At 40.1% G+C, this 3877-nt stretch carries 2 protein-coding genes and 1 pseudogene; 2 read left to right on the forward strand and 1 reads right to left on the reverse strand.

Translation table 11 applies throughout. The features are described 5' to 3' along the window. A pseudogene (locus ACTHJT_RS08440) lies at positions 1–1051 on the forward strand (malto-oligosyltrehalose trehalohydrolase); the annotation flags it as partial. 7 nt (positions 1052–1058) lie between these two features. Beyond that, positions 1059–3728, forward strand: a complete 2670-nt coding sequence (treY, locus tag ACTHJT_RS08445) for a malto-oligosyltrehalose synthase (RefSeq protein ID WP_440237583.1) — start codon at positions 1059–1061, stop codon at positions 3726–3728. A 3-nt stretch (positions 3729–3731) separates the two neighbouring features. On the opposite strand, the gene ACTHJT_RS08450 is transcribed toward treY, so the two are convergent. After that, on the reverse strand, positions 3732–3872 hold the full coding sequence (locus ACTHJT_RS08450) for a trehalase family glycosidase (protein WP_440237584.1): 141 nt from the start codon (positions 3870–3872) through the stop codon (positions 3732–3734). Positions 3873–3877: the final 5 nt, after the last annotated feature.

Consider the following 3877-nt stretch of genomic DNA (forward strand, 5'->3'; position numbering starts at 1 on the left):
CTTAAGAATGGATGCGGTCCATAGCATTGAAGATAACAGTGCTGTACATTTTGTTCATGAGCTGAAGCAGGCAGTGAATGATCTGGAGGTGCGGACGGGTAAAAAGAAATTACTGATTGCTGAGCTGGATCTCAATGATAAGCGTTTTCTGGATGCACCTGAATACGGTGGTTACGGCCTGGACGGACAGTGGGTGGATGAATTTCACCATGCATTACGAAGCGTATTAACAGGCGAGCAGGATGGTTATTACGAAGATTTCGGAACTCTGCAGCATCTGGAACATGCATATAGAAATACATATGTATATAATGGAATTTATTCTAAACACAGGAAAAGAATTTTTGGAACACAACCCGATCATCCATATTTCAAATATGTAATCTTTGCACAAAACCATGATCAGGTTGGTAACAGGCCTACAGGAAATCGTTTAGCGAGTTCTATCAGCTTCGAAGGACTCAAGCTTGCAGCTGCTGCAATTTTGTTATCTCCCTATACGCCTTTGCTGTTCATGGGGGAAGAATATGCAGAAAAAAATCCTTTTTTATATTTTGTCGACCATGAAGATGAAACACTGAAAAATAATATTTCTAAAGGCAGGCAGAAAGAGTTTTGCTATTTCAATTTTGAAGAAGGTTTTCCTGAACCACACATGCCGGACACATTTGAGCAGTCTAAACTTTCCTGGAACATTGATTCAGTAGAAAGAGCCACTATGCTCGATTTTTATAAGCATTTGATCCGTTTCAGGAAATTCCATCCGGTAATGCAGGCCAGGGAAAGATCGTCGATGCTGGTACATCCGGCTGAAGGCAGCATATTATCAATTGAACGGTTTGATTCGATCGGTCGCTTGCTTATTGTTATGAATACCGGGAAACAAAAATCTACTTATACAAATCACTCAACATGCAGTTATAAAAAACTTATGGACTCTTCTGATCTGATCTGGAACGGACCTGCACACCCGGGATTCAATGAACTAAAGGCCGGCAAGTCAGCTGTAATAAATCCCTTATCTGTTTCTGTTTATCAATCCATCAGTTAATATTCTTATGTATCCACTTTCTACTTACAGGGTTCAATTAAACAGTACCTTTACTGTAAAACAACTTTCTTCAATTATTGAGTACCTGGATAGGCTTGGTATTACTACGGTTTATGCATCGCCTGTCACTGCTGCAGTAAAAGGCAGTGCACATGGGTATGATGTCACGGATCCGGGGAGGTTCAATCCGGAGATTACTACAAGGGAAGAACTGGAACAACTTTCTTTGAAGTTGAAAGAACTAGGCATGACGTGGTTGCAGGATATTGTGCCGAATCATATGGCCTTCTCTGGCGAGAACCGGCTGTTGATGGATGTATTGGAGCGCGGAGAACTTTCTCCTTATTACACGTATTTTGATATCAACTGGAACCATCCCGAGGCACCGGGGAAAGTGATTGTTCCCATGTTGGGCGATGAGATACATGCATGTATAGAAAACAAACACATCCGGTTATCTTTTACAGAACTTGGTTTTAGTGTAGTATTATATGAAGAGCAGTCATATCCGGTTTCAATCAGTGCATTGTCTGCCTTGCTGCTGAAAATGCATGAGCATGAATTACCTGCAAAGCTGATTGATAAAACAGAAGAGTTGATAGTGGCTGCAAAGGGAAAGGATCTGGCAGGATGGACTTCCACAAAGAAGAGCATTTCAGATACGATTTCCGCTGAAGGATATTTACCATCTTTGACTGCATTTTTGCAAATGTTGAGTGACGACATAGCGTTTATGATGGATTTTTTTCAAAAACAATTCTATGTCTTTGTATCTCACAAAGTATCTGACGCTGTGATGAATTACAGGCGTTTTTTTGCCATTAACAACCTGATCTGTCTCCGCATAGAAGATGAACGTGTGTTTGATGATTACCACAGGTTTTTGCTTGAATTGTATCGAAAAGATCTGGTACAGGGATTTCGATTAGATCATATTGATGGTTTATATGACCCCTTGACCTATATCCAACGTTTGCGGGAGGCAACGCATGATACATGCTATATCATTGTCGAAAAAATACTGGACGGTGATGAAGAGCTGCCGGAGTCCTGGCCTATTGAAGGTACAACCGGTTATGAGTTTCTGGCTTTTGTGAACAGGGTCTTAACAGATAAAGAAGGTGCTGATGCTTTGCTTCTCTTTTATAAAGAATTTACTGACTTGCATGAAATATATGAAACAATTGTATATGAAAAGAAACATTCTTTTCTCTATAAATATATGCATGGGGAATTGGATAATCTGATCGCTTTGATTGAAAAATTATTCTTGTTGAAGGACGGTATCACCGCGCAGTCAATTAAAGCCCCGTTGGGAATATTTATGGCTTCGTTTCCGGTATACAGAATTTATCCCGACCATTTTCCACTGCAGGATATTGAAATGCAGTTGGTTCAGAAGGCCTTTGACCGGTCTATGCTAAAAGCGCCACAGCTAAAAAAGGAATTCGATTTTATAAAAGAATTATTCGATGAAGAAGATGTGGATATAGCCGGCAGAAAATTAAGTTTTATAAAACGGCTGATGCAGTTTACCGGACCGCTTGCAGCTAAAGGTGTAGAGGATACTACATTTTATGTATATAATCCGTTGATCTCACATAATGAAGTAGGTGATGCACCTTCTCCGCTTACATTTACAGTTGATGACTTTCATAAGAAGATGATCAGACGGAAACAGCAGACTCCCTTTTCTCTGAATGCAACTTCTACACATGATACCAAAAGAGGCGAAAATGCACGTGCAAGGATCAATGCCCTGTCACATCTATACCAGGAATGGCGGTCGCTCGTACCTCTTTGGCACACGATGAATGGTATGTATATTCAGCAGGTAAACGGTCGTTCTGCACCTTCTCTGAATGATGAATACTTTATTTATCAATCCTTATTAGGTAGTTTTCCTGATACGTGCATCGCAGACGATAAGTTTATTGAGCGTACACACAACTTTCTGGTAAAAGCCTTACGGGAAGCGAAGACAGAAACAACGTATGAAGCTCCGGATACAAAATATGAAGAAGCTTGTCTGGCATTTACGGAAGCGATTATAAAACCCGATAGTGTTTTCCTGACGAGCTTTATCCCTTTGCTCAAAAAAGTTATTGATTGTGCCGCATTGTATGCGATTGCCCAGATTATATTGAAAGCAAGTGCACCGGGTATTCCGGACTTTTACCAGGGAAGTGAGCTAAATGATTTGAGTTACGTAGATCCGGATAACCGCAGAGAAATCGATTATGATTATCGTGAAGATCTTCTTGCTACAATTATTGATAAGCAAAATGCCGGAGCTGATATATTAGGCTATTTGAAAAGTCATCGGGACAGGGGGGCGGAGCAATTATTTGTAACATGGAAAATGCTTGCGCTGCGTAAAAAATATCCGGATGTTTTTTTACATGGTAATTATATACCCGTAAAAACAGATGTGAATGTATTGGCTTACATCAGACAACAAGCTGAAAACAGCGTATTGGTATTAATTCCGTTAAGCATTAAATCAACACAGGAGGTAGACGTGGAATTCAGTAGCATTGCAGTAGAGTTACCTCAAGATATATCGATACAATGGAAAAATATATTTACTGGAGAAACAGTAATTGTAAGGGATGGGAAAATCTATTCAGTCTTTGCCAGATTTCCGGTGGCTGTATTGGAAAGCATGCCTGAATAAAGATTACAATACACTGAGAAGTTTCAGGTACGTACCATTTGTCCAGCCGAAACCATCCTGCAATTGGTATTCACCACCGCCTGTATGTACATTCATGTCTACGACATTATATTTCTCCATTAATTTTCCGGTGGTACGGTAAATCTTAT

Source organism: Cytophaga sp., assembly GCF_051961495.1.
GTDB lineage: Bacteria > Bacteroidota > Bacteroidia > Cytophagales > Cytophagaceae > Cytophaga.